The sequence below is a fragment of the Lacisediminimonas profundi genome (assembly GCF_008831265.1).
GTDB lineage: Bacteria > Pseudomonadota > Gammaproteobacteria > Burkholderiales > Burkholderiaceae_D > Lacisediminimonas > Lacisediminimonas profundi.
Genome location: NZ_VTTH01000007.1, coordinates 189880 through 214571 on the forward strand (window position 1 = coordinate 189880; position 24692 = coordinate 214571).

The following is a 24692-nucleotide window of genomic DNA, read 5'->3' on the forward strand; positions in this document are numbered from 1 at the left end:
CTTATGGTGACAGGACTAATCCGGGGAAACGCGGTGAAGACCTTGCGCTACAGGCGACGCTCCGGCGGCAGGTGACGATCTCTCGCCGCCGATCATGGCGGATCAGTTCGCCTTGCTTGTGGCAGCGCTGCCCTGGCGCCGGCGAACGTCTGAGAGCAGGCGCGCAAATTCTTTCTTCACCACTTCGTAGCATTCGCAGACCTGGCGCTCCAGCCCGGCCCGATTCAGCACCGTGATATGGCCGCGGCGATAACGGATCAGTCCGCTGGCCTGCAATTTGCCAGCGGCTTCGGTCACGCCTTCGCGCCGCACGCCCAACATGTTGGCGATCAGCTGTTGTGTAATCGTCAGTTCATTGGACGGCAAGCGATCCAGCGTCAGCAGCAGCCAGCGGCATAACTGCTGTTCAACCGAGTGGTGACGGTTGCACACGGCTGTTTGCGACATTTGCGTAATCAACGCCTGGGTGTAGCGCAGCAACAGGCGCATTACCGGTCCGGCCCGGTTGAATTCATCCATCAGGACCTGCGCGCGTAGCCGGTAGCCATGACCGCCGGTCTGGACGATGGCGCGGCTTGGCGTGGTATCGCCGCCCATGAAGAGCGAAATGCCGAGCACGCCCTCATTGCCGACGCCGGCAATTTCCGAGGAGCCGCCGTTCTCCAGCTCATAGTGGAGCGAGACGATTGCCGTGGTCGGGAAATACACGTACTGGAGTTTTCCGCCGGACTCGTAGAGCACATCCCCCAGCAGCATCGGAATCAGTTCGAGGTCAGGCGCCAGGCGGTCGAATTCAGCGTCGAGCAACGCAGCGAGGAGATGATTCTGGTTCGGATCGTGCGACATGAATATGGTTACGGTCCTGTGCCAATGAGTTGCGGTGCCTGAAATGGACAGCCAAGGCTATCTCGCCGGCAGACGGTAACACAGTACCGAAAAGCGCGAGAGAACCAGGTCACGGAAAAATTTTCCGAAATGCGCACGAAATGCCAGTTATGGGCGGTGGCGCACATACGGGACCCGGCAAGCGCCTTATCTTGAGTCGTCCCATCCAAACTCACACAGGAATACAAAATGAAAAACTTCAAGATCCTCTCCGCCCTGGTCGCCGCCCTCATGTTGACCGCTTTGGCGGGTTGCGCCTCCGGCCCCCAGCAGGAAAGCGCTGGCCAATACGTGGACGACACCGTCATCACCACCAGCGTGAAAGCCGCCATCTTCAACGAACCGACATTGAAGGTCAGCGAAATCAACGTCGAAACCTTCAAGGGCATCGTGCAGCTGAGCGGATTCGTACGTTCTTACGACAACATCAACACGGCAACCAACGTTACCAGCGCGGTCAAGGGTGTGAAATCGGTCAAGAACGACATTCGCATCAAGTAAATCCTTTGCCGGTTCCAGGACGAACTGTCCACGGAAGCCAACGCTCAATTTGAGAGAGAGTACAAAATGAAAAATATCAAAAAATTCGCATCGGCCGCGTCGGCACTCGTCGTGGCAATCGCCCTGTCCGGTTGTGCCGGCATGTCGACCCAGGACAAGCACACTGCGGTTGGCGCCGGAGCTGGCGCTGTCGCCGGCGCGGTCCTGACAGGTGGCAGCACGGTTGGCACGGTCTTGGGTGCGGCCGCAGGTGGCGTGATCGGCAACCAGGTCAAGTAAAGCCCGGATGGCCTCCCGGCCATCCCGTGGAAGGGGACTCCCGGACGGGAGTCCCCTTTTTTCGCTTGATGCATGCAATAGCTGTCCCTATGCGCGGTACCGAACGGTCGATATCGCCGTAAAGAAGGACTATGGCTCATCAAACGAGAAGCACGATGCCCTCTCTTGCCAACACCCCCTGTCGGATCGACACCAACTGGCCAGCCGCCAGACAACAACTTCAAAAAGGTATCTCATGGAACCCTCCCTCGGAACTCCGCAAAAGCCAAGTACCCATCCCGCAATTATTGCCGCGGGTGTTGCCGTTGTCCTGTTCTGCGCGGTTGGCACCGCTGCCATCATGGGCTGGATTCCTTTGCCGACAGGCGGAAAGGACGCCGTTCCGCCAACACCAGTGGCAGCGTCGGCACCGGTAAAGTCCAGCGCAGCACGTAGCACCCAGCAGGCATCTGCAACACCCGCCCGCCAGATCGAGGGGACGACGCAATCCACCCACGCGGCAACCATACCGGCAACCGCCTTGTGCGCCAATTGCGGCGTGGTCGAGTCGATCCGCCAATTCAGCACGCGGGGCGAAGGTTCGGGCCTGGGCGCCGCTGGCGGCGCAGTGGTCGGCGGCCTGCTTGGCAACCAGGTCGGTGGCGGTCGCGGGCAGGACGTGATGACCGTGGTTGGCGCAATCGGCGGCGCGGTGGCCGGCAACCAGATCGAAGGCAGGGTTAAGACGACCCAGGGCTATGAAATCGCCGTCCGCCTTAACGATGGCTCGCTGCGCACCGTGCAACAGACTGCCGTGCCGGAATGGCGTCCAGGCGAGCGGGTGCGTATCGTCGACGGTGTCGTCAAATCCAACGCCTGACCCGGTAGTTCCAGCAGATCACGCCCCATGGGGTGAGGCCTGCCGGAACGACGCACAAACGAAAACGCCTTGCCGCAACAGCGCAAGGCGTTTTCGTTTGTGCTGCCACATCGATATTGCCACCTGCGGTCTGCTGTGGCGGATGCGGATCGCCGATGTAAATCGGCCCGGCTCAACAGGACCCGGATGAGCCGGAGAAAAGGCCAGGACCGGCCAGGCCAGGCCAGGCCAGCCGATGCTACTGCATGTTTCAGATGTCGCACCCCGGGGAAAACCCCTTGCCGTAGCAACGCAAAGCGTTTTCCCTCACGTGGCCGCATCAATGCTTCCTCCTGTCGCTGCCTTCTGTTGCGCTACCTGTTGCGCTACCTGTTGCGCCGCCTGTTGCTGCCACCTCCGGCTTGCTGCAGCGGATGCTAATCGGCCCCGACTACCTGGATTCAGGTAGACGGGGCCGAGGGCCCGTCACTTCTGCTGCATGGCTCAGACGTCGCGCACCAGCCCGCCGTCCTGTACCTTCACCTTGTCGCCGACCTTGTAGCCGGGGTCAGAGGCGAACGAGATCGTTTGCTGGCCACCGTTTTGCAGGCGGACCTGCACTTCGTAGTGGACATTCTTCTTGGTGTTGCCTTCAATGGCGCGACCAGCATAGGCGCCACCCAAGGCACCGGCTATGGTCGCAGCCGTCCGGCCGTTACCGCTGCCGACCTGGTTGCCCAGCAAGGCACCGACCACACCGCCGCCAATCGTGCCCAGATAACCGCCCTCACCTTTGGTCTCGATGGCATTGACCGCTTCGACCGTGCCGCAGGCAACGCAGATCGGTGCTGAACGGTAGGCGGTTGGGGCATTGCTTTGCAGCGACTTGTTGAGCTTTCCTGTGACGATCCTGTCACCTACACGCAAGTTGGCGGACACCACGCTGTCTGACGTGATCCGGTCACGCGGCTTGATCGTGTAGACGCCGGTGTACTCGCCGCTGCGCATTTCCTGCAACAGGAACTTTCCTTTCATGCCCTTGATCATGACATTCGCTTTGCCGCCCGGTGTTCCGGTCAGTGTGAACGCCAGCTGGTTGCCACGGCTCAGTTCGGCACTCGGATTGACATCGAAGCGCGAGATCCGGGGGAAGTCGCTGGACGACTTTTCAGGATGGTATCCGACGCCCTTTTGCAGGGACTCGCTGAGCACGGCGCTGACCACTTGGTTGCCCAGCCGGAGATTGGCCGTGACCGGACTGTTTGCAGTGATCTTGTCGCGGCTGCCAATGGCATACGTGCCCTCGTAGACGCCGGCGTCCACCTCATTGAGCGTCAGTCCGCGCTGCGCCCCGGCTATATGCAGGGTGGCTGTTGCGCCGGGCGTACCGTAAATGTTGAAACCGAGTTCCGACCCGGCCCTGAGGACCGGTATTTCATCGACACTGAAGCCGTCGATCCGCAGCACGCTGGCACTGCTGTTGTAAAGCTGGGCGCTTGCTTCAGTGGCCGTGAGCGCCAGTGAGAGCAGCGGTATGAGGGCGAACAGCCCGACGAGTAGCTTGCGGTAGGTTTTGATGAAAATCTCCTTGTAAAAATCAGTTGCGGTCGATCCCGTCATCCGGGCTTGGAGTACCGGAATGCCAGGATCATGAATGGCTGCGTCATGCGTCAACGCCATGGCCTAGCGGCCATGCTTGCCGTTGCCTTTACCTTCGCCATGGCCATTTCCATTTCCATTTCCATTTCCATTTCCATTTCCATGTCCATGGTCTTTCTTTGCATGTTTATTGGCTTTGCGTGCGTCGTTGCGCTGATGAGCTGCCGCGCTGACCACTTGTCCGTGGTTGTGCGGGCTCTCGCGCCAGGCCTGCGCACGCAACTGCCGCTCGCGCCAATCGGCTTCATAGCGCGGATCGATGTAAGCCGGACGCGGCATGGAGGGCGAATACACGACCGCGCCGGGCAGGACCACGTTGACATCGATGGAAGCGGCGACGGCTGGCACGACTGCGAGGGCCAGGGCTGCGCCGGCAATGAGGCCGGCGGCAATACGGCGATATGTTTTCATGGTGGTTCTCCTGACTTGTTGGACTGCAGGATGCTGTTATCCCACCTTCATACCGTTGCTTCTGTTCCATAGCGCACATAAGGGATTGTTGTCGACTCGCCGCTGTGCGCGACACCGAACAGACCCCCCCGGCTACCTGGCATATACCTGCAGCACTTGTGGTTTGACGCAAACGAAAATGCGTCCCGCTGGTGCCACACCAGACACCTGACCTGAATCCGAGCGCACCGCCGCTCACCAAGAGGAAACATATAAATGAGCGCACAAATCCAGGAGCGCGGTACCGCGTCCGGCGACGTAGCAAAGCAGCTGGTCGATCCACAACCCATGCCGCCACCAGAGCCCGGCGCCCCGTTGCCGGAGACATCTTTTTCCGGCATCCCTGTCATTGCGCGCAGTGTCGCGCTGGGGATCATGGCATCGATTGCAGTCGTGTTTGCCTTGCAATGGGGTCAGCGCTTCTTCATCCCGCTCGTGTTCAGTATCGTGGTCGCTTACACATTGAATCCGGTCGTGGTATGGCTTGAGCGCCTGCGGATTCCGCGGATCCTCGGGACCGCCATCGTGCTGACTAGCCTGATCGGGGGCGCCGGCGTGGTCGCCCATTCGCTCAGGGAGGAATTCCAGTCGATCCTGGTCAGCCTGCCCAATGCGGCGCACCAGATCTCGAAAGCGATTGTTGCAAATGACGACGGCCAGCCAAGTACGATCGAGCAGATGCAGGCGGCGGCCACCGAAATCGAGAGGGCAACCAACGGCACGACTGCCGCGCCTGCAACGCGCTCCGGATCCAGGGCGGCAGTATCGGCGGCACCGGTGGCGCCGGCCGCCACGCAGTTCAGCTTGCGGGACTGGCTATGGGCCGGATCGCTGGGGGCGCTCGAGTTCGCGGGCCAGGCGACGATGGTCGTCTTCCTCGTGTTTTTCCTGCTGCTGTCGGGCGATAGCTTCAAGCGCAAGCTGGTGAAGATCACGCCCTTGCTGTCCTCGAAGAAGATCACGGTCCGCATCCTCGACGACATCAACAAATCGATCCAGAACTACATGTTCATGCTGCTGGTGACCAATATGCTGCTGTCCCTTCTGCTGTGGGTGGCCTTTCGCTGGGCAGGGCTGGAAAACGCGGGGGCGTGGGCGGTGGCGGCCGGGTGGCTGCACATCATCCCCTATTTCGGCTCGATCATTGTCGCCTCGGCAACCGGACTGAGCGCCTTCATCCAGTTCGGGTCGCTATCGCAAACGCTGCTGGTATCGGGAATCTCGCTCGCGGTGGCCACCCTGGTGGGCACATTCATCACGACCTGGATGACAGGGCGCATGGCAAAGATGAATCCGGCGGCAGTCTTTATCGGATTGCTTTTCTGGGGCTGGCTATGGGGCGTCTGGGGCCTTCTGCTGGGCGTTCCCATCATCGTGATGGTGCGGGTGGTTTCGGAGCACTTGCAGATGATGATGCCGATCGCCGAGTTGCTCGGGGAATGAGCCGCCACGCAGCCGGACCGGCCGACGGCTGCCTGGCGAACGCCCTGCTGATTTTTTATTTCGTCGCTTGGTACGTTACCTCACATACACGGCGCGACTTGCTGCGTAGTCTTCGGACATCGACGCAAAGCTGCGGTAGCGAATGCGTCATTAACTCAGGAAAAAAAATGTCACGCACACGCAACCAGCTTCTGCACACCGCAATCGTCGCGGCCCTCAGCTTCACCGCATTCACGCCAATGATGGCGTCGGCCCAGGCCACCAATCCGGACTATCTGACGAACTACCCCGGCACCGTCGTGAAGAGCGGATTCGGACTCTGCTGGCACACCACCAGCTGGACCGAGGCCAGCTCCGCCGTCGATTGCGACGCCCCGATCGCAGCAGCAGCGGCGCCTGTCGCCCCCATCGTGATGGCAGCAGCGCCCATGGCAGCAGCTCCTGCCGCCGCTGCGCCGGTTTCTGCCAGCAGGGAGATACGGAAGGTCACATTCAGTGCCGAGGAATTGTTCGATTTCGACAAGTCGGTGTTGAAGCCCGCCGGCAAAAAAGGCCTGGACCAGTTAACTGCCGACCTCGCTGGCGTCACCTACACGAACATCGCCGTGACCGGCCATACAGACCGCCTGGGCACCCCTGAATACAACCAGAAACTGTCAGAGCGCCGCGCAAACACCGTGATGACGTATCTGGTGGCTCAGGGTGTGCAAGGGAGCAAGATCACGGCAGCCGGCGTCGGCGAAACCCAGCCGACTACCAAGGATTGCAAGGGCCCGAAGAGCAAGGCGCTGATCGCCTGCCTGCAACCCGATCGCCGCGTCGAAGTGAGCGTCACCGGTAGCCAGCAAGTCGCGTCGAAATAACAGCCGTCGGGCTTGGCCAGGGGCTCGCAGTGCACGCCCCCTGCCGGGCCATTTTCCGGAAGAGCAAAATCGACATCATCATCAAGACCGGCCGACTCCTCCATTGGATGCTTATGCATCGGTGTTTGCGAATGGCCGGGCTCGTCGGACTCCTGTCTTCGTGCGCAGTCCTGCCAAACGCCCGGATGCTGGACCAGACGCTCACGCCCAGGGCGGCACCGACGGTGTCCAATGCAAAGGGCGTCCTGTCGGATGCAAAAGCCGATGCGCTGCTCAGCAAGCGATGGGCCCGGGCGGCGATCGATCTCAAGACCCAGGCCGCGTTGGAAGAAGCCGCCACAGGCGTGCCACTGATCGCCGGGAACAAGATCACCCTGTTGTTCGACGGCCCAAGAACGATGGCCGCGATGATGACTGCGATCGCGTCAGCAACAAACCATATTCATCTTGAAACCTATATTTTCGACCAGGACGAGATGGGCCTGCGCTTTGCCGAGTTGCTGATCGAGAAGCAGAAGGATGGCGTGGCGGTCAGCGTCCTGTATGACAGCGTTGGCACGCTCGGCACGCCAGAGGCTTTTTTCGAGCGGATGCGGCAGGCGGGCATCCGGCTCATCGCCTTCAATCCGGTCAATCCTGCGGCGGGATCAGGCAAATGGCGGGTGAACAATCGGGATCACCGGAAGATATTGATTGTCGATGGCACGCAGGCCTTTACCGGCGGCGTCAACATCAGCGCGACCTACGCCAAGAGTTCGCTGTTTCGCTCCGGCGCCAAAGCCGATGCGGACGTCGGCTGGCGCGATACCCACATCAAGATCGAAGGTCCGGCGGTAGCCGCCCTGCAGTGGACATTCCTGAAGTCGTGGACGCAACAGGAGGCCGGCGAACTGCCTGCAGCGCATTTCTTTCCCCCTTTGCCTGCTGCCGGCGACAAGATCGTGAGGATCCTGGCAAGCGAGCCGGGCGGCGATCATGAAATCTTCAAGGCTTATGCGCTGGCAATACAAAGTGCGGAAAAGTCGATTCACCTGACCGCGGCCTATTTCGTGCCGGATTTGCAGACCATCGAGTCGCTGACTGCGGCCGCGCGCCGCGGTGTCGACGTCAAGCTGATCCTGCCAGGCGTTACCGACAGCAGCCTGGTGTTTTATGCCGGGCGGGCCGCATACGAACAACTGCTGGCGGCCGGCGTCAGGATCTATCAGCTGAAAGTCGCGGTACTGCATGCAAAGACCGCCGTGATCGACGGCACCTGGTCGACAGTCGGATCCAGCAATATCGACCTGCGCAGTTTCCTGCACAACAGCGAGCTCAATGTCGTGATCCTCGGCGAGTCGTTCGGCCGCGAGATGGAGAACGCGTTTGCGGAAGACCTGCGCGACTCGCAGGAAATCACGCTGCAAACGTGGCAAGCGCGGCCGATTTCCGACCGTCTGCGGGAGTGGGCAGCAAATGCTCTTGGCTATTGGCTGTGAGTTGAACGTTTCTTACGTATCCCAGCGAATTGAACGCAGTCGCTGGTGCACCTGCAACTATTCCTGAATGCGGGGGTCAGGCGGTTTCCCGCCTCGTCGGGCAATCCACGCATGGCACCCGAACTCGCACTACGGCAGCGGCAACCAGACGCCTGCCAGACCATCCCGGAATAGCGAGAGCACCGCGCGAACCCAACCTGGATTGTCCCCGCCGTATTCAGCGCTACCGGCATTGCGTTGCAGGCACCGCTTTCACGCTTTCTGCCCCCGCGTCCGACCACCCGCCCCCTGATGATCAATGCTCGCTGTGCGCAGCCTGAGTTCGACCCGCGCTATGTGTGCTAGCGCCCCGACAACATGGTTCCTGCCCGGCAATATGGCATCAGTCATTCCCCTTTCGCTCAATCAAGGCGCTCCGTGATAAATAATAAATTCCTCCCATTCGCACTGCTGGCCTTGACCCAAGGCGCATTTGCACAGCAGCCGCCGACTTCAGGCGGCCAGATGCAGCAGATTCCGCCGGCGCCGGCGCAGGAACGTCCTGCTCCCCAGATTCAGCTTGATCGCGGCGCCGCCCCAGGGATTGCTGCTCCTGACAGCGCCAGGATCATGGTCAACGCCTTGCGCGTGACCGGCGCCAAAGCCTATTCAGAAAGCCAACTGCTGGCCGTGACCGGCTTCAAACCCGGCACCCAGCTCACACTGGCCGAACTGCGCGGCATGGCAACCCGAATTTCGGACTACTACCGTGCCAATGGTTACTTCATCGCCCAGGCCTATCTGCCGCCGCAGGACATCAAGGACGGCATCGTCGAAATCGCCGTGCTCGACGGACAGTACGGCAAGGTCTCGCTCAACAACAAGACCCGACTTTCCGACCGGATCGCCAATAATTTGCTGGGCGGCCTGAACAGCGGCGACCCGGTGATGTCCGATCCGCTTGAAACCCGGCTGCTCTTGCTATCGGATGTGCCTGGCGTGAACGTGAAATCGACCCTGGCCCCGGGTTCCGATGTCGGCACCTCCGATCTGCTGGTCGACCTGACACCTGGCAAAAGCGTCACCGGCAGCGTGGATGCCGACAACGCAGGCAACCGTTACACCGGCGAATATCGCCTGGGCGCGACGGTCAACCTGAATAATCCGACCGGCAATGGCGACGTCGCCAGTGTGCGGGTGCTGACTTCCGGCAGCGGATTGAACTACGCGCGCGCTTCATACCAACTGCAACTCGGCAAAGCCAGGGCCGGCGTCGCCTACAGCTATCTCGACTATGAGCTTGGACGCGAGTTTGCCAGCCTGCGAGCGCATGGCACGGCAAAAATCGCCAGCGTCTTTGGCACTTATCCGCTGATCCGCTCACGCAACTCGAATCTCTATGCGCAACTCGCGTTTGACGACCGCACTTTCCAGGACAAGGTCGATTCGACTTCTTCCGTGACCGACAAGAAGGCCCGGGTATTGATGGCAAGCCTGTACGGCGATCATCGCGACCGGAATTTCGGCGGAGTGACCGGATATTCAGTCACGCTTGCCACCGGCAATCTCGACATTGTCACCCCCGGCGTTGCCGCTGCCGATGCTGCCACCGCACAGACTAATGGCCATTACAACAAGCTGAGCTTCGGCGTAACGCGGGCGCAGGCGATCGTACCGACCGTCTCGCTGCACGCTGCGTTGAGCGGCCAGATCGCGTCGAAAAATCTCGACGTGTCGGAAAAAATGGGCTTGGGCGGAATGTATGGGGTGCGTGCCTTCCCGCAGGGCGAGGCCTATGCGGACCAGGGCTATTTGCTGAACCTGGAACTCCGTAAGCGCTTGACCACCAGCGCCGAGAAACTGCCCGGCAAAGTGGACCTGATCGCCTTCGTCGACACCGGGACTGTTACCACCAACAAGAGCCCGTGGGCTGCAGGCAGCAACAGCAGGACCCTCAGCGGCGCCGGCATAGGTGTCAACTGGACTGGCAACGACAACCTGATCGTGAAGGCTTATTACGCCCGCAAGCTGGGCAGCGAGACCGCGATCTCGGCACCCGATGAATCGGGCCGTTTCTGGATCCAGGCCATCAAGTTCTTCTGAACCCGGCACCAGAACAAAATCCCGGCTTGAACGCCAATCAAAGAATTCAGGAGCAAACAAATGAACCACATCTACCGATCACTCTGGAATGCCAAGTCCGGGACTTTTGTCGCCGTGTCGGAACTCGCCAGTAGCGCTGGCAAGAAAGCCTCGCCGGTTTCGTCCGGTCCAGCAGCAAAATGCGCATTCGCATTGAAAGCGCTTGCCGGTTCGCTGGTGCTGGCGTTTGGCGCCAACGTCTACGCCCTGCCTGCAGGCGGCGTGGTGGCCGCCGGTGGCGCGACCATTGCCGGCAGCGCCAACAGCACCACCATTACGCAGACTACCGCCAACGCCGTGATCAACTGGCAGAGCTTCAACATCGGCCAGGGCCAGTCGGTCCAGTTTGTCCAGCCGTCGGCCAGCTCGGTCGCGCTTAACCGCGTGATGGATGCAAATCCCTCCAGCATCATGGGCAGCCTGTCCGGCAACGGCAAGGTGTTCCTGGTCAACCCGAACGGTATCCTGTTCGGGCAAGGCGCATCGGTCAGTGTCGGCAGCCTGGTTGCTTCGACGCTGAACATCAGCGACAGCAACTTCATGGCACGCAACTACGTCTTCAGCGGCAACAGCACTGCCTCGATCCTGAACCAGGGCAGCATTGTCGCCAACGGCGGCGGCTACGTCGCCCTGCTGGGCGCAAACGTCACCAACATGGGGCTGGTCTCGGCCAATCTCGGCACGGTTGCGCTGGCCGCAGGCAATGCCATGACACTGGACATGGCCGGCGATGGATTGTTGAACGTGATGATCAGCGAAGGCGCGGTCAATGCGCTGGTGCAGAACGGCGGCATGCTGCGCGCCAACGGCGGCGAAGTCGTGATGTCGGCCCGCACGGCCAGCGGCTTGCTCGCCAGTGCCGTCAACAATACCGGCATCATCGAAGCGCAGACGCTTGAAAATCGCAACGGCACCATCCGGTTGAGCGGCGATCCGCAAGGCGGCACGGTCACTGTCGGCGGCACCTTGAATGCATCCGGCACCGGCGCCGGACAGACCGGCGGCACGGTCGAGATCCTCGGCCAGTCGGTCACGCTTTCAGGGGCGACAATCAATGTCTCGGGTGACGCTGGCGGCGGCACCGTCCTGGTAGGCGGAAACTTTTACGGGGCTGGCCCGCAGCAGAATTCGCAAAGCACCACGCTGGACAGCGCGACGCTGGTGAATGCAGATGCGATCGGCGCCGGCAATGGCGGGCGCATCGCCGTCTGGTCCGACGGCACGACCTCCACCGCGGCCCGGCTAAGCGCCCGTGGCGGCGCAATTTCCGGCGACGGCGGCTTCATTGAGACCTCCGGCCAACGGGTCGTGATCGCTGACGGATCCAACGTGAATACGCTGGCGCCGAACGGCACAACCGGCCTGTGGCTGCTTGACCCGCCCGACTACACGATTGCAACGCTTGGCGGCGACGAGACCCCGGCGGCGGTTGCAATCAGCCTGGCGACGTCAAATCGTCTGATCGTCGCCACCAACGACATCCTGGTCAATGACGCTGTCACGTGGAGCACGGCACAAACGCTGACGCTGAATGCGGGACATGACGTCAAGGTGAACAAGACGATCACTGCCAGCACCGCAGGTTCCGGCGTGGTGCTTATCGCCGGCAACGATGTCACGCTTGCCGCGCTGGAAGCGATCACCGCGAGCGGACTCAATTCAGTGATCCGGATTACCGCTGTCAACGATGTGCTGGCCGATGGCACCATCACCGCCAGCCAGGCCGGGACCCTGGTTGACATCACCGCGGGACGCGACCTCAAGGTTGCGACGGTGACCACCAACGGCGGCGGCAGCATGAACCTGCGCGCCGGCAACAACGTGGTGGTCAACAATGCCCTATCGGCCGACACCGGCGTGGTGACATTGCGCGCCGACAATGACGGCACCGGCCCTGGCGCCGCGGCCGGCACGGTAAGCTTCCTTGGACTGGGCAGTGTCAGTGCACCCACGACCGTGATCCGCTTCAATCCGGCCAACTATGCTGCTACCGCCGCTGAAATAGCCGGCTACACGGCCAAGGTGAATGGCGCGCTCGACGCCAGGGCCTGGGTATTTGCGCAAGGGAATAACAAGGTCTACGACGGCAACACGGCAGCAACACTCGGGCTCAAGGGCGATCCGACCACGGGCGGCGACGTCACCCTGAATGCCGGCACGGCGAACTTCAATACCAAAGACGTTGGCAATGCCAAGCCGATCATCTACACCGGCTATACGCTGGCCGGCGCGAATGCCGCCAGGTTTGCTCTCTACACGCCGACCAACGGCATCGTGGGCGACGGCACGACGACCGGCAATATCACCCAGGCGCCGCTGACGATTACCGCCAATGACGCCACCAAGGTATTTGGCACAGTGGCCACCTTCGCCACTTCGGCCTTCACCTCCACCGGACTGGTGAATGGCGAAACCGTGGGCGGCGTCACCGAGACCAGCCCAGGCACCGTGGCGACGGCACCACCCGGGCCCGCCTATGCAATCACACCCAGCAACGCCACCGGCGGCACTTTCGCCACGTCCAACTATGCGATCAACTATGTCAACGGCAATCTGTCGGTGACTCCTGCGCTGGCCGTAGTCACCCTGCCGGGATCGACGCCGCCGGGTTCCACCCCGCCGGACGCAACGCCACCGGACCTGCCAACCGACACGCTGCCCGGAACAACCAGTCCGAGCACGACCAGTCCGGGAGACAGCGATACCGGGACCTCGACACCCCTGGGATCAGCCGGCCGCTTCGGTTTGCTGGACGTGAGCAACGGTGGGTTGAATGTGCCGCCACTGCGATTGGCACAAGTCTCGGCACCTGATCCTACGCCTGTAGCAGCACCGATTGTGGCGCCGGTTCGCGAGTCAGCGGCCAAGCCATTCGTGGCACCAGTACCTGTAGCGCAGCCACTCGCACCAGTCGCGCCCTTGCGCCGGGTCCCTAAACAAGACCGTAACTGACAACGGGCGGCGGCAATGCGCGGCGGCTAACCGGGATGAAAATCGACCGGCCCGTCGCGCATTGTCAAACGCAGATCAAGGCCTCAAATAACATGATGAGCAGCCACAATCCGCCAGCCGGGCCGGACAAGCCTTTGCTCGCAGCGCGCATTTGCGGGGGATTTTTCCTCGCGATTTTCCTCGCGATGATGGCGGCCGGAATCGGTCCGGCTCCGGCCCTGGCCGCAAGCATTGCGGCCAGCACGGCGAGTCCATCCCTGGTCAGTGCAGACTCTGGACAGAAACAGCAAGCATTACCGGCTCCAGTGCAGGCCAGGGCATGGTTCGGACAAGAAGGCGCATCGGCCGAGGCCAGGCAATTCGCCGATTGGGTAGTCGATTCGCGAGACAATCAAGGCATGCCCTTCATTGTCATCGACAAGGCCGATGCCAGGGTGTTCGTGTTCGCCGCCGATGGAAGACTGCGCGGCGCGGCTGCCGCATTGTTGGGCCTGGCCCGTGGTGACGATTCGGTGCCGGACATCGGCAACCGGCCGCTCGCCACAATTCGACCTGAAGAACGTACTACGCCGGCAGGACGTTTTGTGGCGGCACTCGACCGCAACCTGCACGGCGTGGAAATCCTCTGGGTCGACTACGATTCCGCGCTTTCGCTGCATCGGGTGGTTGCCGGCTCCGCGCGCGAGCAGCGAGCGCAACGCCTGGCAACGCCATCGACGCAGGACAATCGTATTTCCTACGGCTGCATCAATGTCCCGGTGGGCTTTTACAACAAAGTGGTCAATCCGGCGTTCACCGGCACCAATGGCATCGTCTACATCTTGCCGGAGACTCGCTCGCTGGCGGCGACATTTCCCGCGTATTACCCGGTATCAAGCACTGTCGCGTCGCCGAGCTGAAGGCGGCGGCGCCGTCGGCAGCCGGATCGGGCGCAGCAGCTTGCTCCAGTACCACTCGGCGCGCGCACGCAACTGCTCGCCCAGCGTGTCCATGTCGCGCATCATCCAGCGCACCATCCGGCGGCGATGCGCGACGCGGCCGAACAGCGCCTGCGGCCAGAGCGCAGGGCGAAACAGCGGATGGTAGAAAGTGTCGGCGCTGCCCGCGGCCAGGATGTGATTCTTGTCGAGGGCTGCCGGCGGCCCCAGGCTCTCGGCCACGAAATTGAGTCCGCACCACACCGACGCTGACAGGCTGCGCCAGTAGCGAGGGTTGGATTCGAACAGGTAGATCTTGCCGGTTCCCTCTTCCACGCGGCAATCGATGTTCATCACGCCGTGATATCCGCTGGCCCGGCACAGTGCGCAGGCCAAGTCTTGCAGCCAGGCATTCTCGATAAAGTTGATCCTGGAATCGGCATGTTGTGGCGGATCACGGCGCTGAACGGCAAGCGCTCTGACGTCGCCGCGAATAGCCAGCAGGTTCACGCCGAGATCGACACCCGGTACATGGCGCTGGACAATCAGGGGCGCAAACCGGTACTCGGGATTGTCGAGGATTGTGCGGCCCCAGTCCTCGCGGTCCGCGATGACATGCACGCCCCTGGACGCCTGGGTGTTGGTGGGCTTCACCACGAACGGCAGGCCGAGTTCGGCGGCTATCAATGCGAAGTCGAGCTCGCGCTTGGAACGCAACAGCAGAGCCGACGGCACATTGAAGCCGTGCTCGATGCAGAACTGGTGGAATCGCCACTTGTCGTCGAAACAGTCCAGCATCGAAGCGTCGGGCGTGGGCGCTACCCGCGCAGCCAGGCGCTCATCCGGCTGCGCACTCATCTGCTCATTCAGTTGCGCATTTTTCTCCCCACATAGCCTGTTGATCAATCGCGATCCATCGCAATCGGCGGGGATGACCACCAGGTCCGGCGACGCTGCCGCCAGCCGGTTGACGTAGGCGATCACAAGGCCGTCGTCCCTGCCGGCGAAATCCGCCTCCAGCATGCCGGTCGCCAGCGTGGAAAAGGTTCGGGGCCAGGCATCGGAGGACGGTGCACAAACAGCGATACAGTCGGCTTCAGCGTCGGCGTGCAGGGCAAGCAGGACCTGGGTCACAAGTTCCCGGGTCGTTCCAAGCACCACGAATTTTCTAGGCAAAGCCATTCTGCCCCCGCTGCAGCATGCCGGCGGGTCTCAGATGCCGGGACAGCGTGCGCGAGGCAAAGCGGGCGCCGGCGGCGAAGCGCATCACAGGTCCGAATGTGCTGGCGGCGATCGGGCCGGCGAAGTACAGGCCAGGTACGGAAGATTCGAAGTTCGCTGACAGCCGTGGCATCTTGCCGACCAGCTGCAGTTGGTCCAGCAGTTCCGGGCCGAGGAAAGGCAGGCGGCGCACATCCGGCTCGTATCCCGTGGCCGCAATCACATGGTCAGCCTCCAGCCTGCGCTCGCTTCCATCCGGGCCACGCAGCCGCAGACACACACGCCCCCCATCGGCTTGCGCCGCTGTCAGCGCATATCCAAGACACAGGGATAGCGACGCGGCGCGTTCCTTCATGCACCAACCGCCGGAAGGGCCGAGCAAAGCCTTGGCGGTCCGGACGCGATAGCCATCAGGCAGATGGCGATAGGCCCAGGGCATTCCGGAAAAGACGTATTGATACCAGCCGGGACCGATCGGGGACAGCGGCCAGCGTATCCGGTCCAGCCACGACCGTCCCGGCCCGCCCCAGACGCTGCCGAAATTCAAGTAGTCCTTGCGTGCGATCAAGCTGACTCTGGCGCCCGATTCGTGCAGCAGGACTGCGGTGTCGATAGCGGATGCGCCACTGCCCAGGACAGCCACGTCCTTGCCGCGGAAGCTGCCCAGGTCGGAATGATCGGCACTGTGGGAATGCAAGTGCGCAGGCAGCCCGGACAACTGCGATGGGACATGGCGAAAATAGTCCAGTCCGACCGTCAGGATCACTGCCCGCGCATCGAACGATGTCCCGTTCTGCATTTGCAAATTGAAGCCGTCGCGGCAGGGCGAAAGCATCGCCAGCTGCTCGTCCTCCAGTTGCGGGACGAAGCGCCTCTGGAACGCCTCGCCATAGGCGATGAAGGTCTCGATCGGGATGCCCACTCCAAGGTCGTCGTAGGGAAGGTCGTGCTCCCGGCAGAATTGCGCAAGCGTGAAGCTTCCACTTGGCTCATGGAGATTGGACGCAAAGCCGGCGGACTTCAGCAGCATTCCTTTGGGCATGTTGTTGCGCCAACTGTGCATCGCACTGCCGATCACCCGGCATGCAGTCTCCTCTCCTGACATATGCGCGGCCGTCGACAGTCCGAACGGACCGGCACCGACAATGGCGACAGGCGGCGTGGCCTTCATGATGTCCTCCCTCGAATTCGGTCACCCGGACCGGGTCCTGGTTTTAAATCCATCGGCCTGCCCCGGGCCCGGAACATCGGCCCGCATCAGCGCCGCCCTCATGGCGTGGTACAGCGGCTTCAGGCGCGACTTCCCGGTGCTCTTCAGGCGGCTCAGGCGCCCCACCGGCGTGCTGTTGAAGCTGCGGATCCTGCGCACTTCGTAATGCGCCGGCAACCAGTCGCTGTGCCATTCCATGTCGGCCACAAGATTGAGGTAGCGGAAGCCCCCTTGTTCCACACCGTCTCGCAGCACATGATCGAGCAGGACATTCCCGGGGCTGAGATGCGCGTGCTGCTCGTCATAGGCCATCTTGAGAAGGTAGAGCGTGTCCCCCTCAATCAGGCAGAAATGCGCCGCGATAACCTGCCCGTCGATCGCCAGGCAATTCAGGCGGACCCGGCGATTCGGCGCGAATTCCATGATCAGCCTGTGATAGAACGCTTCGAGCGAGGGATCGAGGGCGATGGCGGTACCGCTGCCGGCAAGCCCCTTCCATCCGGCCGCTTCGATACGCAGGAACTCGGAGAAGCCGCGCTCCACCTCGTCGGTCTCGACCGTCGAAAAATACCTTGCGCCATGAACCTTGGCCCAGCGGTTGTGGGCCTTCTTCAGGTTCGCCTGGAAATTTTTCGAGAAACCCTTGACCATCCGCTCAAAGGGCGGCTCGCACACGAAATAGGCGCACGGAGACAGCGCCTTGATTTCGAACTGCTCCTCATCGAGTCCGGCCAGCGGCGATTCGGCGAGAACCGGACCAAAGCGCATCAGGTCCCAGTCCGGCATCTGCCCGCGCCCCAGGCTTGAACGCAAGCCTTGCAGCAGTGCCGGCAAATCCGCGCCAGGCCTCAATAGCATGTCGTGGAAAGGCAGGTGCGCATGCTCGGGAAAGGCCAACTCACGCCGGGGCAGTCCCATCCAGCGCACGACCCGGTACTGCATTGGAAGGATTGCGACTGGTCCCAGAGCGTCGCGAAACAGGAAAAAATGAAGGGAGTCCGGGTCGGGCTCGAGGGTTTCGAGATAGGCACGCCACCATCCCTGGCCATGACAAATGCGCGGACGCGCAAGCTGTGCCGCAAGATGCGACCAGTCCTCTGCCAGGGACGCCAGCCCACCAAGGCCCCGATAAGCTTCGATGGCCATGCTCGCATCGGCCGCCATGTCATTGCGTCCGATGTGAAAAAATGCCAGTGCTTGTGCTGTGATCCATAACTCTGCCAGCCGGAACACTCATTCAAGTCGTCTGCGTGTTTGTGCGTGTATTTTGCAGACCCGTTCGACCCATTCGGTCGCATCACAGATCATTATCAACACGAGCTGCCACTCGGCCTTGTTCTTGCTCAATGCCGTAGATGCGTGCCGGCGCGACATGAATTTCCTCTCCAGGTGCTCAGCGTTCGACCGGGCTCGCGCGGTTCCCGCGGTATGCAAGCAGCGTGTCTCGGCCCCGCTTCACGATGTCTGCCAGTACGAACTTCAGACGTGGACGCTGCAAGGAAATCCATTGCAGGCTGGTTTGCGACGTCGCGAGACTTGCCTTGTAGCGGCTCTCGCCTGCCATCAGGTCAAAGACGCAGGCGCCCTGCTGCGCATGGTGCCGCGCGGCTGATACCAGGCAGACCAGCCCGGGTTTCAACTTCCCGTCCTGCTCGAACACGAATCCGCTGGCGTAGTTTCCTACCCAGCCGCGGTGGATGAAGTTATAGAGATAACCGATCTCGGATTCTCCGGCGCTCACGCGGAGAAGCTCCACGCCTCCCTGCGGGTGGCAGCGGCGGATCAGGTCGCGGTGGAAGCGCTCGAAGAAGGGATTGGAAAACGCGCCCGGCTTGCCGCGGCGGACCCACGTGGCCTGGTGCAGCGACTTCAATCGATCGAGAAATTCGAGTGCTTGCGCAAGGTCGTGCGCCGGCGTCACCGACAGCGCCCCGCGCCGCGCATAGTGCTGCAGCGAGCGGCGGATCTGGTACCGCGTATTGGCGCTCAGGCATGACAGATGGGTACGACCGGAGTCCTGCAGTGCGCGCAAATCGATCGCCGAGGCTGGCTGCTCGTCAATCAGGCGGACCACAAGATCGATACCGGATGCAGAAGCGGCATAGGCGGCATAAGCAGGAGGTACCCCGCTCAAGCGCAATTCATCCCATGCGCCAACGCCATCCAGCCGCTTCTGCAGCATCAGGTGGCGCAGCACCGATTCGATCACGGGCCGCTCCCATCGCCGATCCACCAGGAATCCGTTGTACTCGATATAGAGCGCGTCGATCCGCGGGTCGCCGCTTTCGTGCAGCAGCAGTGACTTCACCGGCAGCCAGCCATTGCGCCAGCTCCACGAGGCATGCACTATGCCGAGGCCAACGGTCTGGCCCTCGATCGAGGCCTTCAGCAGGATCGGGCGCAAACGGGTCTGCGCCAGCCAGCAGCCGATCCAGCTCCAGGATTGAAAGAAGCTTGGGTCGGCGCGCGTTTCCAGTTCACGCCACTCTACCTCCAGCGCGCACAGGTCATCCACCTGGCAGCTTGTAATGGCGATGGGCTGCATGCATTCCCCGGGCAGTCAGATGCTCAAGGATTACACGGTCGGCGGCGCGGCAAGCTTGCGCCATGTCATATCAGGCTTCGCTTTCGACTGCGGCCCGAAACAATGTCGCCGCGAGCTTGTCAATTCTTTCAAGCGAACCTGTGATCTGGTAAAGAATCACGGGAGGGGATCGCATCAGTGTGAACGTAACAATGAGAGTGTCCATCGCGGCGGCCATGATCAAATATGCCAACCTCCCGCCTGCGTTACCGCCTCTCCTGGCGGTCGTGGTCGACACCGAAGAGGAATTCGACTGGGGGAGGCCGCTGGATCGGTCCGAGGTCGGCGTCACATCGATTCCCTGCCAGGAACGGATGCAGGAGATCTTCAGCCGGTACGGGATCATTCCGACTTACGTCATGGATTATCCGGCGGCGACCACCCCGCTTTCACGCGACTATCTGCGCCGGCTGCACAAGGATGGATTGTGCGAGATCGGGGCGCATCTGCACCCTTGGGTCAATCCACCGTACGAGGAGGAGGTCTGTAACAGGAATTCATTTCCTGGCAATCTTCCGCCTGATCTGGAGCGCAGGAAATTGGCGGCGCTCACCCAAGCGATCCAGGAAAATTTTGGCATCCGGCCGCGCATCTACAAGGCGGGACGATACGGGATTGGCCCCAGCACAATGGAAATCCTCGAAGAACTCGGCTTCGAGATAGACCTCAGCGTGGCGCCCCACACCAGCTTCCGTGCATCGGAGGGTCCGGACTTCCGCTCGCATGCTGACCGGCCCTGGCTTGCCGGTGCTTCGCAACGCATCCTGGAGATCCCGCTATCGATCGGCTTTGCCGGGCCGCTCGCGCCGGTCGGCCCGACGATGTTTCGCCTGATTGACCAACCACTCGGCCGCCGCCTGCATCTACCGGGGCTGCTTGCCCGCACGCGGCTGCTGGAGCGGATTTGTTTAACACCCGAGCATGTCGACCTGAGCGCGCAGATGCGGCTGACCCGCTCCCTGCTCAAGCAGGGGAAACGGGTATTCAGCTTTTGCTATCACAGCCCCTCGCTGGCCGTGGGCCATACGCCTTACGTTCGCTCCGAAGAACAACTGCGTGACTTCCTGTCCACCTGCGATGCGTACTTCCGCTTCTTCTCGGAGGAGATCGGCGGGCAGTTCATTTCAATGTCGAAGCTGCAGCGCGCCCTTGCGCCGGCAGCTCGCAGTTCACATCCTGGTCTTGAACCGCCGCCGTATCTGGACATCCGGACATGAAAAAACCCGGCAGGTCGAACTGACCTTCCGGGTTTTTCTGAAACCGGCAACCAGGGCAAACAGGATTACTTGCTGGTAGCTGCTTTCACGTCGGCCTTGCCTTCTGCTTTCACTGCAGCGGTATCCGCTTTCGCGGCTGACTTGTCAGCAGCTGCATTGGATTTTGTGCTCTTGGCTTTAGCGTCGGCTTTGGCCTTTGCTTTTTTTGCTTTGGCTTCAGCTCTGGCCTTTGCTTTGGCAGCCTTGGCTTCTGCCTTGTCCACTTTCACGTCTGCTTTGGCATCGACCTTCGCCTCGCTCTTTTCTGCTTTGGTGTCTGACTTCGCGGCCTTGGTTTCAGCCTTGATGACAGCCGGTGTAGCAGGAACTGCTGGCGTAGCAGGAGTAGCCTGGGCAAAAGCGGAAGATGCAAACAAACCGGCGACGAGAACAGCGATTACTTTATTCATGAGATCCCCTTGGGTTCGATCAGTCTGAAAAGCGGGAGCTCTTCGTGGCTGTGTGTATGTAACGTAAATTTTGCAGCCCCAGTTGACCCCTGGTTCGAAACAAGATGTAAGCGGAAACGAAAGTCGCCTTCTGCTACTTGCTCGTGTTGTCGTCATCGATGTCGGCTTCCTCTGCAGCGGCCTGCTTTGCTTCGACGAGCGGCGGATCGGGACGCGTGCTCGTGACCTGGCCAGGAATGAGGGGCGCGGCAGGAGGCAAGGCCTGCTCCTTGCGCGAACCAAAGGTAAGCGCATAAGCCCAGGTGAATTCGGCCCCCATCAGGAAAATCTGGGCCGAGTAGTAGACCCATACCAGCACCACCACCAATGACCCTGCGGCGCCGAATACCGACGTCACGCCGCTCTTGCCAATATATAGCCCGATAGCAAATTTCCCGATGGTAAACAGCAATGCAGTCACCGCGGCGCCTACCCACACGTCGGCCCAATCGACTCGCGCCCGCGGCATGATCTTGTAGATCATCGCAAACACGGTCGTCATGAGCCCGAAGCTGACCAGGAAGTTGACTACATTGGCAAGCGTCTGCCAATCCGCAAATAGCGGCCCCCAGAATTTTCCGAGTGCCGCCAGCAAGGCGCTGACCACCAGCGACACGGTCAACAGGAACCCGATGCCCAAGATCATGCCGAACGACAGTAGTCGCGCCCGAAGCAAGCTCCAGATGCCGCCCTTGGTCCTCTTTGGTACGCGCCAGATTCGATCCAGCGCATCCTGCAATTCACCGAATACCGTGGTGGCGCCGATCAACAGCAAGGCGGTTCCGACCAACATCGCGGCAATGCTTTCCGCCGGCTGGCTGACGCTGAGAAGCAGGGCCTGCACTGTTTTCGCGCCATCAGCTCCCATCAGTTCATGCATCTGGCCAAGTATTTCGCCACGCGCAGCGTCGACGCCAAAAATGAGTCCCGCAACCGAGATGACGATCAACAACAATGGCGCGATCGAAAACATGGTGTAGTAGGCCAATGCCGCGCCCATGCTCTGCGCATAGTCGTCAATCCAGGACGAGGCTGCAGCCTTGATCAGGATCCAGATATTTTTAAAAGTCATGTGTGCTGCCTGCTCCATGCATTTCCGGGTCACCGGGGCGATACGCATCCCGTGCCCGATTGTGTTCCCGGGCGCCCCGCACGGTTAGAGGTTCCTTGCCCGCACCGGAACCACGGACTTGCTGCGCACCACCTTGCCGGGTGGCGGCGCCACCGGCTTGACGCGGGCGGCCGCTAGCAGCCTGGCGCAGTCACCGTTCGCCTTTGGTCCGGCAGTTATCAGCGGCAGTACCGCCGCCACCGGCGCCAGCACGCCCAGGGCAATCGCCCCTCCCGCCTTCAATGCCATGACGCCCTTGTCCACGCTGACGACCGGCTGCTTGAAGCGTCCTTGCACATAAAGCGGCGCCCGCAGGGAGAACACCCGCAGGCCCTTGCTGCCAGGCTTGATCGTCAAGTCCAGCTGCTCGTCGGCCAAGCTGATGTCACCGCTCACCTCCAGCAGCGCATCCTCGGTATCGATGGTGAAACTCCGCGCATGCATCAGCCCCTTGTTGACCGCAAAATCGGCGGCCATGCAATTCAGCTTTACCTGCTTGTCCCCGGTCAGCGTAGCAAGCACCACGCTACCGATATTGAGTCCCATTTTTTCGAGCATGATCTTGCTGACCGTACCCTTGCTGATGAAGGTCTTGAATTCGCCATTGGATGCGCCCATCAGGCTTGCGATTGAATTGCCCACCGCGGAAAGCGAGGCATCGCCATTGATTTCTCCTGCGCTCTCCTTCAGCAGGTCGACGCCAGGAAACAGTAGTTTGAGCTTGAGTCCGCGGGCGGCCGCCTTGATCTCGCCCTTGATCACGTTCTCGCCGGTGGTGCCGCCATCAAGCTTGATGTCGGACGTGATGCTACCGCCAGCGACATCGAAATTCAGCGGCTTCAGACTCAGGATCCCGTCCTTCAAGTGCAGATTCGTGCTGAGCTTTTCGAGCGGGAGGTTTTTGTCTTTAATGATCTTTTCGGCGCTGAATTTGATGTCGGCATCAATGCCGGTCCAGCGTTGGCTGGCGAACGGCTCCACCGGAAACGCCTTGTTTGCAGGCTGCACTGCCGGGGCGCCGCGCTTTCGCTTGCTGGCGTTCGAGTCGGCGCCGATCAATGGAGCGAGGTCGGAAAACTTCAGTAGATGCGAAACCACCGTCCCGGATAGCAGCGGGCGCGGCGTGGCGGACTGGTAGTCGAGTGTGCCCCTGATATCGCTGCTGCCGACCTTGCCCTGAAAGTCCTTGTACGTCCAGTGGCCACCGCCGGCGCCCAGGATACCGATCAGGTGTCCCTCGGTGGTGAATGGCGGTGTTTCGGGCAGGACCAGTCCAGTGAAGGCGTCAAGCCGCGCCATGCTGACGCCTGAAATCTTCAGTTTCATGTCCAGCGCTGCCAGCTTGCTCGGCTTGGTCAGCGTTCCGGCAAGGTCGATCGCTGTTTTCCCGAGCTTGAGACTGGCGAGAATCGGATACGGCGCGGTCTGGTTTTGCAGCGACAGGACACCGCCCGCCTTGCCTTCCCCGCTGGCCGGCTCGCCCTTGAAGCGTCCATGCAGCTTCCACCCCACTCCATAAATCGGGTCGGCATCCAGCGTGTCGATCGCCATCGTCAGGTCAGCGCGACTGATGGCATCCACCAGCCGGATACTGCCTTTGCTGAAGCGAATCAGCTTTATTTCCAGCCCCCATGGAGACGGCTGGTCGCTGGCGCGGAAAGTCCAGTTATTGATGCCGCTGGCGTTGCGTGCAAGATGGACTGATGGCGCATCGAAGCCGAGAGCGGGAATGACAATTTTCTTGTCCAGCAGCGCAAACGGATTCAGTGAGAATGACAGCTCACCGATAGTGGCCATGTCGCTGGCCGCGGATACGGACGAGCCCACAGGCACAACGGCGTCCAGCGCCGGCGGATTGCCGATGTGGACGTCTCTTGCCACCAGATGCGGCCACGGAATCATCCGCCGCCAGCCTTCGCTCTGCTGGCCCGCGCCGTGCTCGCCCAACCATGTCACCGAAAGGTCGCCCGTAATGGCAAATGGACGGCCCAGCGCCTCACTGGCGCGGGCATTCAGCCACGGCCTGGCGCGGTTCCAGTCAAAATTCTGCAGCACGACCAGCGCAATCGCCGCGATGCCAATGATTGCCGCGCCGACAGCAATCGCGATTGCCTTGCGGCGCGACGGCTTCACCGAAACAGGCTGCCGCTGCCGAACAGGCCGACCAGGCCGACCACGATCAAATAGACTGCAACGATGGTGGACAGCAGGCGCGGTATTACCAGGATCAGGATCCCGGCGAAAATGGACACGACAGGGACAAGGCTGAGGGTGATGTTCACGATGGACTGCTTTCGGCGAAGGATGCAAACCGGGTTGGCTCGCAGATCATTCGACGCAGGGTACGGGCAAGCGGAAATTCGCTCTGTACGTTGACGCACAAAATGATGCGCTAACGTGAATCAAAGTCCGGGCGCGGGTGTCCCTCACGCAATCGGGACTGATCTCACCACTTGCAGGCCAAGGCGTGGTGGC

At 61.3% G+C, this 24692-nt stretch carries 21 protein-coding genes; 10 read left to right on the plus strand and 11 right to left on the minus strand.

Annotated features, from left to right (window positions below; translation table 11 throughout):
* Positions 1-102: 102 nt before the first annotated feature.
* Positions 103-846 carry a Crp/Fnr family transcriptional regulator gene (locus FVE66_RS18445; RefSeq protein WP_151448938.1) on the minus strand — a complete coding sequence of 248 codons (744 nt, stop codon included), beginning with the start codon at positions 844-846 and terminating at the stop codon, positions 103-105.
* A gap of 228 nt (positions 847-1074) precedes the next feature.
* Here FVE66_RS18445 and FVE66_RS18450 point away from each other — a divergent pair, with 228 nt between their 5' ends.
* From FVE66_RS18450 to FVE66_RS18460, 3 genes are all read left to right on the plus strand, one after another.
* Positions 1075-1386 (plus strand): BON domain-containing protein, encoded by a 312-nt coding sequence (locus FVE66_RS18450; protein WP_151448939.1) that lies wholly within the window; start codon positions 1075-1077, stop codon positions 1384-1386.
* A 66-nt stretch (positions 1387-1452) separates the two neighbouring features.
* The gene (locus tag FVE66_RS18455; RefSeq protein WP_151448940.1) at positions 1453-1665 is read left to right on the plus strand and encodes a glycine zipper 2TM domain-containing protein; all 213 of its coding nucleotides are present in this window, start codon (positions 1453-1455) and stop codon (positions 1663-1665) included.
* A 235-nt stretch (positions 1666-1900) separates the two neighbouring features.
* Positions 1901-2524 (plus strand): outer membrane lipoprotein, encoded by a 624-nt coding sequence (locus FVE66_RS18460; RefSeq protein ID WP_151448941.1) that lies wholly within the window; start codon positions 1901-1903, stop codon positions 2522-2524.
* 483 nt (positions 2525-3007) lie between these two features.
* Here FVE66_RS18460 and FVE66_RS18465 read toward each other — a convergent pair whose 3' ends face one another.
* Positions 3008-4123 (minus strand): glycine zipper 2TM domain-containing protein, encoded by a 1116-nt coding sequence (locus tag FVE66_RS18465; protein ID WP_161993339.1) that lies wholly within the window; start codon positions 4121-4123, stop codon positions 3008-3010.
* Between the two features lie 63 nt (positions 4124-4186).
* Positions 4187-4573 carry a hypothetical protein gene (locus tag FVE66_RS18470; RefSeq protein WP_151448943.1) on the minus strand — a complete coding sequence of 129 codons (387 nt, stop codon included), beginning with the start codon at positions 4571-4573 and terminating at the stop codon, positions 4187-4189.
* 255 nt (positions 4574-4828) lie between these two features.
* Between FVE66_RS18470 and FVE66_RS18475 the strand changes: the two genes are divergently transcribed.
* From FVE66_RS18475 to FVE66_RS18500, 6 genes are all read left to right on the plus strand, one after another.
* Entirely contained in the window at positions 4829-6055 is a 1227-nt protein-coding gene (locus tag FVE66_RS18475) for an AI-2E family transporter (RefSeq protein WP_241673277.1), read from the plus strand.
* Positions 6056-6222: 167 nt separating this feature from the next.
* Positions 6223-6918, plus strand: coding sequence for an OmpA family protein (locus FVE66_RS18480; protein WP_151448944.1), 696 nt, complete (start codon positions 6223-6225; stop codon positions 6916-6918).
* A 131-nt stretch (positions 6919-7049) separates the two neighbouring features.
* Positions 7050-8396: a cardiolipin synthase gene (gene cls / locus FVE66_RS18485; protein ID WP_241673278.1), complete on the plus strand. Its 1347-nt coding sequence runs from the start codon at positions 7050-7052 to the stop codon at positions 8394-8396.
* Between the two features lie 417 nt (positions 8397-8813).
* Positions 8814-10478, plus strand: a complete 1665-nt coding sequence (locus FVE66_RS18490; RefSeq protein WP_241673279.1) for a ShlB/FhaC/HecB family hemolysin secretion/activation protein — start codon at positions 8814-8816, stop codon at positions 10476-10478.
* Between the two features lie 60 nt (positions 10479-10538).
* Entirely contained in the window at positions 10539-13469 is a 2931-nt protein-coding gene (locus FVE66_RS18495) for a two-partner secretion domain-containing protein (protein ID WP_151449020.1), read from the plus strand.
* Between the two features lie 92 nt (positions 13470-13561).
* Positions 13562-14368, plus strand: a complete 807-nt coding sequence (locus tag FVE66_RS18500) for a hypothetical protein (RefSeq protein ID WP_241673280.1) — start codon at positions 13562-13564, stop codon at positions 14366-14368.
* Here the strand turns inward: FVE66_RS18500 and FVE66_RS18505 are convergent.
* The 4 genes from FVE66_RS18505 to FVE66_RS18520 form a co-directional block, all read right to left on the minus strand.
* Positions 14342-15568 carry an ATP-grasp domain-containing protein gene (locus FVE66_RS18505; RefSeq protein ID WP_151448947.1) on the minus strand — a complete coding sequence of 409 codons (1227 nt, stop codon included), beginning with the start codon at positions 15566-15568 and terminating at the stop codon, positions 14342-14344. The genes FVE66_RS18500 and FVE66_RS18505 overlap by 27 nt on opposite strands.
* Complete coding sequence (locus FVE66_RS18510) at positions 15555-16778, minus strand: NAD(P)-binding domain-containing protein (RefSeq protein ID WP_151448948.1); 1224 nt, start codon at positions 16776-16778, stop codon at positions 15555-15557. Before FVE66_RS18510 ends, FVE66_RS18505 begins: the two co-directional genes overlap by 14 nt.
* Positions 16779-16799: 21 nt before the next feature.
* Positions 16800-17963, minus strand: a complete 1164-nt coding sequence (locus FVE66_RS18515; RefSeq protein WP_161993340.1) for a GNAT family N-acetyltransferase — start codon at positions 17961-17963, stop codon at positions 16800-16802.
* Positions 17964-18210: 247 nt separating this feature from the next.
* Positions 18211-19362, minus strand: a complete 1152-nt coding sequence (locus FVE66_RS18520; RefSeq protein ID WP_151448950.1) for a GNAT family N-acetyltransferase — start codon at positions 19360-19362, stop codon at positions 18211-18213.
* Positions 19363-19559: 197 nt separating this feature from the next.
* On the opposite strand from FVE66_RS18520, the gene FVE66_RS18525 reads away from it, so the two are divergent.
* On the plus strand, positions 19560-20618 hold the full coding sequence (locus tag FVE66_RS18525; RefSeq protein ID WP_194164412.1) for a polysaccharide deacetylase family protein: 1059 nt from the start codon (positions 19560-19562) through the stop codon (positions 20616-20618).
* Between the two features lie 65 nt (positions 20619-20683).
* Here the strand turns inward: FVE66_RS18525 and FVE66_RS18530 are convergent, their stop codons facing one another.
* The 4 genes from FVE66_RS18530 to FVE66_RS18545 form a co-directional block, all read right to left on the minus strand.
* A complete protein-coding gene (locus tag FVE66_RS18530) occupies positions 20684-21067 on the minus strand; it encodes a hypothetical protein (RefSeq protein WP_151448951.1) in 384 nt (127 codons plus the stop codon).
* Between the two features lie 133 nt (positions 21068-21200).
* A complete protein-coding gene (locus FVE66_RS18535) occupies positions 21201-22178 on the minus strand; it encodes a YihY/virulence factor BrkB family protein (protein ID WP_151448952.1) in 978 nt (325 codons plus the stop codon).
* 84 nt (positions 22179-22262) lie between these two features.
* The gene (locus FVE66_RS18540; protein WP_151448953.1) at positions 22263-24350 is read right to left on the minus strand and encodes an AsmA family protein; all 2088 of its coding nucleotides are present in this window, start codon (positions 24348-24350) and stop codon (positions 22263-22265) included.
* Positions 24347-24499: a DUF3096 domain-containing protein gene (locus FVE66_RS18545; RefSeq protein WP_151448954.1), complete on the minus strand. Its 153-nt coding sequence runs from the start codon at positions 24497-24499 to the stop codon at positions 24347-24349. The genes FVE66_RS18540 and FVE66_RS18545 overlap by 4 nt, the downstream gene beginning before the upstream one ends.
* Positions 24500-24692 lie beyond the last annotated feature (193 nt).

What these genes read in the sequence shown, in the direction of transcription:
- FVE66_RS18445 (WP_151448938.1), bottom strand. Translation starts at nt 846, where the DNA reads ATGTCGCACGATCCGAACCAGAATCATCTCCTCGCTGCGTTGCTCGAC.
- FVE66_RS18450 (WP_151448939.1), top strand. Translation starts at nt 1,075, where the DNA reads ATGAAAAACTTCAAGATCCTCTCCGCCCTGGTCGCCGCCCTCATGTTG.
- FVE66_RS18455 (WP_151448940.1), top strand. Translation starts at nt 1,453, where the DNA reads ATGAAAAATATCAAAAAATTCGCATCGGCCGCGTCGGCACTCGTCGTG.
- FVE66_RS18460 (WP_151448941.1), top strand. Translation starts at nt 1,901, where the DNA reads ATGGAACCCTCCCTCGGAACTCCGCAAAAGCCAAGTACCCATCCCGCA.
- FVE66_RS18465 (WP_161993339.1), bottom strand. Translation starts at nt 4,123, where the DNA reads ATGACGGGATCGACCGCAACTGATTTTTACAAGGAGATTTTCATCAAA.
- FVE66_RS18470 (WP_151448943.1), bottom strand. Translation starts at nt 4,573, where the DNA reads ATGAAAACATATCGCCGTATTGCCGCCGGCCTCATTGCCGGCGCAGCC.
- FVE66_RS18475 (WP_241673277.1), top strand. Translation starts at nt 4,829, where the DNA reads ATGAGCGCACAAATCCAGGAGCGCGGTACCGCGTCCGGCGACGTAGCA.
- FVE66_RS18480 (WP_151448944.1), top strand. Translation starts at nt 6,223, where the DNA reads ATGTCACGCACACGCAACCAGCTTCTGCACACCGCAATCGTCGCGGCC.
- cls (WP_241673278.1), top strand. Translation starts at nt 7,050, where the DNA reads ATGGCCGGGCTCGTCGGACTCCTGTCTTCGTGCGCAGTCCTGCCAAAC.
- FVE66_RS18495 (WP_151449020.1), top strand. Translation starts at nt 10,539, where the DNA reads ATGAACCACATCTACCGATCACTCTGGAATGCCAAGTCCGGGACTTTT.
- FVE66_RS18500 (WP_241673280.1), top strand. Translation starts at nt 13,562, where the DNA reads ATGATGAGCAGCCACAATCCGCCAGCCGGGCCGGACAAGCCTTTGCTC.
- FVE66_RS18505 (WP_151448947.1), bottom strand. Translation starts at nt 15,568, where the DNA reads ATGGCTTTGCCTAGAAAATTCGTGGTGCTTGGAACGACCCGGGAACTT.
- FVE66_RS18510 (WP_151448948.1), bottom strand. Translation starts at nt 16,778, where the DNA reads ATGAAGGCCACGCCGCCTGTCGCCATTGTCGGTGCCGGTCCGTTCGGA.
- FVE66_RS18515 (WP_161993340.1), bottom strand. Translation starts at nt 17,963, where the DNA reads ATGGCCATCGAAGCTTATCGGGGCCTTGGTGGGCTGGCGTCCCTGGCA.
- FVE66_RS18520 (WP_151448950.1), bottom strand. Translation starts at nt 19,362, where the DNA reads ATGCAGCCCATCGCCATTACAAGCTGCCAGGTGGATGACCTGTGCGCG.
- FVE66_RS18530 (WP_151448951.1), bottom strand. Translation starts at nt 21,067, where the DNA reads ATGAATAAAGTAATCGCTGTTCTCGTCGCCGGTTTGTTTGCATCTTCC.
- FVE66_RS18535 (WP_151448952.1), bottom strand. Translation starts at nt 22,178, where the DNA reads ATGACTTTTAAAAATATCTGGATCCTGATCAAGGCTGCAGCCTCGTCC.